4 protein-coding genes and 2 pseudogenes are annotated in these 6,951 nt (G+C 71.6%); 4 read left to right on the forward strand and 2 right to left on the reverse strand.

What is annotated here, in order from left to right:
• Nucleotides 1-135: 135 nt before the first annotated feature.
• The 4 genes and pseudogenes from ACZ47G_RS18760 (at nt 136) to ACZ47G_RS18775 (ending at nt 4,010) form a co-directional block, all read left to right on the forward strand.
• Complete coding sequence (locus ACZ47G_RS18760; RefSeq protein WP_465743959.1) at nt 136-618, forward strand: FtsB family cell division protein; 483 nt, start codon at nt 136-138, stop codon at nt 616-618.
• Nucleotides 590-1,129, forward strand: a pseudogene (locus tag ACZ47G_RS18765) (DUF501 domain-containing protein); the annotation flags it as partial. The gene ACZ47G_RS18760 and the pseudogene ACZ47G_RS18765, both read left to right, overlap by 29 nt.
• A gap of 149 nt (nt 1,130-1,278) precedes the next feature.
• On the forward strand, nt 1,279-2,214 hold the full coding sequence (locus ACZ47G_RS18770; RefSeq protein WP_465743993.1) for a Ppx/GppA phosphatase family protein: 936 nt from the start codon (nt 1,279-1,281) through the stop codon (nt 2,212-2,214).
• 428 nt (nt 2,215-2,642) lie between these two features.
• On the forward strand, nt 2,643-4,010 hold the full coding sequence (locus ACZ47G_RS18775; RefSeq protein WP_380462460.1) for an NAD(P)/FAD-dependent oxidoreductase: 1,368 nt from the start codon (nt 2,643-2,645) through the stop codon (nt 4,008-4,010).
• A 240-nt stretch (nt 4,011-4,250) separates the two neighbouring features.
• Here ACZ47G_RS18775 and ACZ47G_RS18780 read toward each other — a convergent pair whose 3' ends face one another.
• A complete protein-coding gene (locus ACZ47G_RS18780) occupies nt 4,251-6,809 on the reverse strand; it encodes an ABC transporter permease (RefSeq protein WP_465743962.1) in 2,559 nt (852 codons plus the stop codon).
• Between the two features lie 47 nt (nt 6,810-6,856).
• Nucleotides 6,857-6,951, reverse strand: a pseudogene (locus ACZ47G_RS18785) (ABC transporter ATP-binding protein); the annotation flags it as partial.

Below are 6,951 nucleotides of genomic sequence, written 5' to 3' on the forward strand. Positions count from 1 at the left end.
GGAGACCAGGGGGCCGAAGGTCCCCGGTAGCGCACGCCTGACCGGTGCCCCGGCGCACACCCCGTAGGGTGGGCGGCGGGGCACCGTCGCGACCAGGAGGGGATACGGGAGATGGCTGGCTGGAGGATCCCGGGCTTGGCGGCCCGGCCTCGGTTCACGAGCCGGGCGACCGTCCTCGTCCTGGTGCTCTGCTCGCTGGTCGCGATCCTGGCCTACCCGACCCGGCAGTTCATCTCCCAGCGCGCCGAGATCTCCGCCCAGCGGGTGAAGGCCGACCACGTGCGCCAGCAGGTCGACCAGCTGCGCCGGGACAAGGCCCGCTGGCAGGATCCGGAGTACGTCAAGGCGCAGGCCCGCTCCCGGCTGCACTACGCGGTGCCGGGGGAGACCCCGTACATCGCGGTGGACCCGTCCGGTGCGGCCGCCCGACCCGCCGCCCCGGGCGGCTCCGCGACCCCCTCCGCCGAGGCGGCGGCCGGCCAGGCGAAGGCCGCCAAGCCCTGGTACACCAGCATCTGGGACTCGGTGGACGCCGCCGACACCGTCGCGCTGGCCCCCGCCGCCCCCCGTCCGCTCCCCCCGTCCTCCGTTGGAGACCCCACCCCCCATGACCACTGAGAACCACCCCGCCGTCTCCGACGCCGACGTCGCGGCCATCGCCGCCCAGCTCGGCCGGGTGCCGCGCGGCCTGCGCGGTGTGGCGCACCGCTGCCCCTGTGGCAACCCCGACGTCGTGGAGACGGCCCCCCGGCTGCCGGACGGCACGCCGTTCCCGACGCTGTACTACCTGACCTGCCCCAAGGCCGCCTCGCTGATCGGCACCCTGGAGGCCGAGGGCGTGATGAAGGACCAGACCGCCCGCCTCGCCGAGGACCCGGAGCTGGCCGCCGCCTACCAGAAGGCGCACGAGGACTACATCGCCCGGCGCGACGCGATCGAGGTGCTGGAGGGCTTCCCGAGCGCCGGCGGCATGCCGGACCGGGTGAAGTGCCTGCACGTGCTGGTCGGCCACTCACTGGCGGCCGGCGAGGGCGTCAACCCGCTCGGCGACGAGGCGATCGGCATGCTGGAGGACTGGTGGGCCAAGGGCCCGTGCGTCTCCCCGGCCGAGGTCGAGGCGGCCGGTGAGCGGGTCCTGCGCAACCGGGCCAAGGAGCAGGACCACGAGGCCGTGATCGAGGCCAAGCAGCAGAAGACCGCCGAGCGGGCCGCCAAGAAGCGCGCCGCCGAGGCCGCGGCCTCGGAAGCCGGCGCGGCGGAGCAGGAGTCCGAGTGAGCATGACCCGTGTGGCCGCGATCGACTGCGGCACCAACTCGATCCGGCTGCTGGTCGCGGACCTCGACCCGGAGACCGGCGAGATCACCGACCTCGACCGCCGGATGATCATCAACCGGCTGGGCCAGGGCGTGGACCGGACCGGCCGCCTCCACCCGGACGCGCTGGAGCGCACCTTCGCGGCCTGCCGGGAGTACCGGGAGATCATCGCGGGCTTCGGCGTCGGCCCGGAGCGCACCCGCTTCGTCGCCACCAGCGCCTCCCGGGACGCCGAGAACAGCGACGAGTACGTCAAGGGCGTGCGCGAGATCCTGGGCGTCGAGCCGGAGGTGGTGAGCGGCGAGGAGGAGGCCCACCTGTCCTTCGTGGGCGCCACCAAGGAGCTGACCGGCGGCCAGTTCCCCGCCCCCTACCTGGTCTTCGACCTCGGCGGCGGCTCCACCGAGTTCGTGCTCGGCGCGGCCGAGGTGGAGGCGGCGCGCTCGGTCGACATCGGCTGCGTGCGGCTGACCGAGCGGCACTTCGCCGGGGCCGAGCTGCCCTCCGCGGAGCAGGTCGAGGAGGCCCGGGCGCACGTGCGGGCCGAGCTGGACAAGGCCGAGGAGGTCGTCCCGCTGACCGGTGCGGCCACCCTGGTGGGCCTGGCCGGGACGGTCACCACGGTGTCCGCGATCGCCCAGGACCTGCCCGCCTACGACTCGGCGCGGATCCACCACTCGCGGATCAGCCGCGAGCGGGTCGCGGACATCGCCCGGGAGCTGCTGGCCGCCACCCACGCGGAGCGCGCGGCGATCCCGTCGATGCACCCGGGCCGGGTGGACGTGATCGCGGCGGGCGCGCTGGAGCTGCTGGAGATCATGGAGCGCACCGGCGCCGCCGAGGTGGTCGTGAGCGAGCACGACATCCTGGACGGCATCGCCTGGAGTACGGCCTCCTGACGGCCCGCAGGCCTTACGTCACCGGCCCCGCCGCCCCTTCCGGGGCGCCGGGGCCGGGGCGCGCCCGGGCCCGGGCGAGAACCTTCGTGAATTTCTTCACATGGCGATCCAGTCATTCGTCGCACCCCGGGGCCCGCTACGCCCGAATTGTGAGACCGAAGGCCGGTCGGTCGCGCGGCCCCTTGGATCGCAGGTCAGGCCTCGTTCAGGGTTTGAAAATCGAAATCACAAGCGGGAACCCGGGCGCTGTACGGATCGTTGCTGCTCAGCCGGGTGGTGCTCCGGCGCACGTTCACGAGGGACTGCCGGGGCCCGTGAGCCGGTGCGCCGGTGTCGTTTTTGTGGGCGCGGAGTGTAGCACGGGGTGTCCATGAGCTTGTGACCGGGCTCACGAAGGCTCCTCCGGACGGTGCTGGATACTTTCGGATATGAGCACCACGGAGCGTCCTCGCATCCTCATTGTCGGCGGTGGTTACGTCGGCCTGTATGCCGCGATGCGCATCCTCAAGAAGATGCGTTACGGCGAAGCGACCGTCACGGTCGTGGACCCGCGGTCGTACATGACGTACCTGCCCTTCCTCCCCGAGGCGGCCGGCGGCAACGTCGCGCCTCGCAACCTCGTCGCGCCGCTGCGCAAGACCCTCAAGCAGGCGGAGGTGCTGACCGGGTCCGTCACCGGCATCGACCACGCCCGCAAGGTCGCCACCATCCAGCCGGCGGCCGGCGACAGCTACGAGCTGCCCTTCGAGTACCTGGTCGTCGCGACCGGCTCGGTCTCCCGCACCTTCCCGATCCCGGGTCTGGCGGAGAACGGCATCGGCATGAAGACGGTCGAGGAGGCCATCGGCCTCCGGAACCACGTCATGGCCCAGCTCGACAAGGCCGAGTCCACCTCGGACGAGGAGGTCCGCCGCAAGGCCCTGACCTTCGTCGTCATCGGCGGCGGCTTCGCCGGCATCGAGACGGTCGCCGAGATCGAGGACATGGCTCGCGACGCGGCCAAGCTGTACAAGACCGTCAGCCGCGACGACATGCGCTTCGTCGTGGTCGAGGCGGCCAACCGCATCCTCCCCGAGATGGGCCCGGACCTCGGTCTGTGGACCAAGGAGAAGCTCGAGGAGCGCAACATCGAGGTCTACATCGAGACCTCGATGGACTCCTGCATCGACGGCCACGTCATGCTGAAGAACGGCATGGAGATGGACGCCTCCACCATCGTGTGGACGGCCGGCGTCAAGCCGAACCCGGTGCTGGCCAACTTCGGCCTCCCGCTGGGCCCGCGCGGCCACGTCGACACCGCGCCGACCCTCCAGGTCCAGGGCTTCGACTACGTCTGGTCCGCGGGCGACAACGCCCAGGTGCCGGACCTCGCCGCCGGCGAGGGCGCCTGGTGCCCGCCGAACGCGCAGCACGCCTGCCGTCAGGCCGTCGTCCTCGGTGACAACGTCATCTCCGGCATGCGGGGCTTCCCGCAGAAGGAGTACAAGCACAAGAACCTGGGCGCGGTCGCCGGTCTCGGCCTGCACAAGGGCGTGGCGATCCTCTTCGGCAAGTACAAGCTGAAGGGCCGTCCGGCCTGGTGGTTCCACCGCCTGTACCACGGCGCGATGGTCCCGACCGTCAACCGCAAGGTCCGCGTCTTCACCGACTGGACCCTCGCGATGTTCCTGAAGCGCGAAGCCGTGGGCCTCTCCCAGATGGAGAACCCGCAGCTCCCGATCCAGGAGGTCACGCCGCCCACCAAGCCCGTCGAGGCCGCCAAGCCGGCCGCCGACAAGGAGCTCGCCAGCAAGTAAGCGACTGGACCCCGGTGTGGGAGCGCCGGGGTATGAGTCGGAGGCCCTCCGCCCGGCAGTGTCGCCGGACCACGACCTCCGTGGTGCTCAGCCGGCCGTGCGACCGGGCGGAGTACAGCAGTAGCAGAGCCCCTGCCGGAACTCCGGCAGGGGCTCTCGCTGTGTCCGGGGCCCACCCCGTGCCCGCGCCGCCGCCCCGGGCCGCGGGTGCGACCGGGGGCGGGGCGGACGGACGGGGCGTCAGTCGGTCTTGATGCTCGACAGGATGTCCAGCTTGGACGCCCGGCGGGCCGGCCAGAGCGCGGCGACCAGGCCGACCAGCCCGGCCAGCACCAGGAACAGCGCCAGCTGGCCGTACGGCAGGACGGTGGTCAGCCCACTCAGGCTGGACTTGAGCGTCCCGTTGATCGCCCAGGCGATGAAGCAGCCGAGCAGCAGGCCGATCCCGGCGCCGAAGAGCGAGATCACCACCGACTCCAGCCGGACCATCCGCTTGATGCCGCGCCGGTCCAGGCCGATCGCCCGCAGCATCCCGATCTCGCGCTTGCGCTCGAAGACCGACATGGCCAGCGTGTTGATCACGCCCAGGATCGCGACCAGCACGGACATCGCCAGCAGGCCGTACATCATGTTCAGCGCGAAGGTGATGGTCTGGCTGAAGTCGTTCCGGACGTCCTGCTTGGACTTCACCTCGATCACCGGGTTGGCGCCGGTGGCGTCCTTGAGCGACTGCTTGAGGCCGTCGGTGGCGCCGTCCTTGCCCTTGACCAGGACGTCGGAGACGTACGGCTGGGGCTCGTGCTTGGCGATCTCGCCGTTGGCCAGCAGGACCGGGCCCAGCATGCCGCCCTTCTCGTACACGCCGCCGACGGTGAGCTGACCGGTGGACTTGTCCGGGTAGGTCACGGTCATCGTCGAGCCGGTGGTGACCTTGGACTTGGTCGCGACGTCCTGGTCCACCAGCAGCTGGCCCTTGCCGAGGGCGGCGGCCGAACCGCTGGTCAGCTTGATGTCGACCAGCTGCTCGAAGCCGTCCGGGTTCAGGCCGGTGACGTCCCGGCGGGTGCCGTCGAGCTTCCAGGAGGCGGAGGTCATCGGCGAGGAGGCCGCGACCCCGGAGCTCTTGGCGATCTGGTCGGGCACCTGCGGGGACAGGCTCATGCCGTTGGCGGCCGAGACGATGTAGTCGGCCTTCATCGAGCTGGTGACGGCCCGGTCGATGGTGTCGCCGACCGAGGTGCCGATCACCGTCAGGCCGCTGACCAGGGTCAGGCCGATGGTGAGCGCGGCGGCGGTGGCCGCGGTGCGGCGCGGGTTGCGCACCGCGTTCTGCTGGGCGAGCTTGCCGGGGGTGCCGCCCAGGCCGCGCAGCAGCGGGCCGACCAGGGCGACCACCGGGCGGGAGAGCAGCGGCAGCAGGACGAACACGCCGATCAGGGCCAGGAAGGCGCCCAGACCCACCGGCATGCGGCCGGAGTCGTCACCGGTGGAGGCGCCGAAGCCGATCAGCGCGAGGCCGCCGGCCGCGAACAGCGAGCCGATGGTGTTGCGGACCACCAGGCTCTTCTGACTGGTCGGCTGGTCGCCGCTGCTCATCGCGGCCACCGGGGCGATCCGGGCGGCGCGCACGGCCGGCAGCAGGGCCGACAGGACCGTCACCAGGACGCCGACCAGCAGGGTCACCAGGACGGTGGTCGGCGCGATCACCAGCGAGCCGCTCGGCATGTTCTCGTTCAGCGTGCCCATCAGGGACTGCAACCCGGCGCCGATCCCGATGCCGGCCAGCAGACCGGCCACCGCCGAGATGACGCCGATCAGCAGCGCCTCGACCAGCACCGAGCGGGTCACCTGCTTGCGGCTGGCGCCGATCGCCCGCAGCAGCGCCAGCTCCTTGGTGCGCTGGGCGACCAGCATGGTGAAGGTGTTGGCGATGATGAAGATGCCGACGAACAGCGAGATGCCGGCGAAGACCAGCAGCATGGTGCGCATGCTGTCGGTGCCCCTGGTGATCTGGGCCTGCTCGTCGGCCTTCAGCGTGGCGCCGGTCTCGACGTCGAACTGGTCGCCGGCCGGCACCTTGGGCTGGGCCTGGGCGAGCAGCGCGTCCTCGCCGGTGCCGGGCTTGGCGGTGAGCACGACGCTGCTGTAGCGGCCGGGCTCCAGCAGCAGCTGCTGGGCGGTGGCCTTGTCGAACAGGGTGAGGGTGCCGCCGGTGTTCACCACCGGGTCGTCGGTGGTGAAGACACCGGTGAGCCGGGCCTCGACGACCGGGCCGTTGGCGGCCACCCGGACGGTGTCGCCGACCTTGTAGCCCGCCTTGTCGGCGGTCCTGCGGTCGAGGGCGACCTCCTTGGCGTTCGTCGGGCCCTGGCCCTCGGCCATCGGGTAGCGGGCGTCCTTGCCGTCCTGGCCCGGGGCGAAGTTGGCGCCCTTGGCGGCCCAGAACTGGCCGATCAGGTTGCCCTTCTTGTCGGCCACCCCGGTGAAGCCGCTGACCACCCCGCGGGCGTCGGCGGTGCCGGGCAGCGCGGCCAGCTGCTGGACGGTGGCGTCGGTGAGCGCCGCGGAGCCGCTCTCGCTCTTCTGCCGGGCGGTGGCCCCGGAGCCGGCCGCGCGGTCCACCACCTGGACCGAGACGTCCGAGTAGCTCTTGGAGTTGCTGTCCCGCATGGCCTTGCCGAAGGTGTCGGAGAAGACCATGGTGCCGGCGACGAACGCCGTGCCGAGCATGACGGCCAGTGCCGTCATCAGCAGTCGGCCCTTGTGGGCCAGCACATTGCGCAGTGCGGTGCGATACATGAGGTGTCCTGGAGAGGTTCGAGGGCGTGGGGCCGGCTGGCCGGGTGTCAGCTGGTGCGGCCCTTGGCGTCGAAGCGGCGCATGCGGTCCAGGACGGTGTCGGCGGTGGGGTGGTGGAGTTCGTCGACGATGCGGCCGTCGG

The sequence above is a fragment of the Kitasatospora sp. NPDC030952 genome (assembly GCF_055571335.1).

What these genes read in the sequence shown, in the direction of transcription:
- ACZ47G_RS18775 (WP_380462460.1), top strand. Translation starts at nt 2,643, where the DNA reads ATGAGCACCACGGAGCGTCCTCGCATCCTCATTGTCGGCGGTGGTTAC.
- ACZ47G_RS18780 (WP_465743962.1), bottom strand. Translation starts at nt 6,809, where the DNA reads ATGTATCGCACCGCACTGCGCAATGTGCTGGCCCACAAGGGCCGACTG.
- ACZ47G_RS18770 (WP_465743993.1), top strand. Translation starts at nt 1,279, where the DNA reads ATGACCCGTGTGGCCGCGATCGACTGCGGCACCAACTCGATCCGGCTG.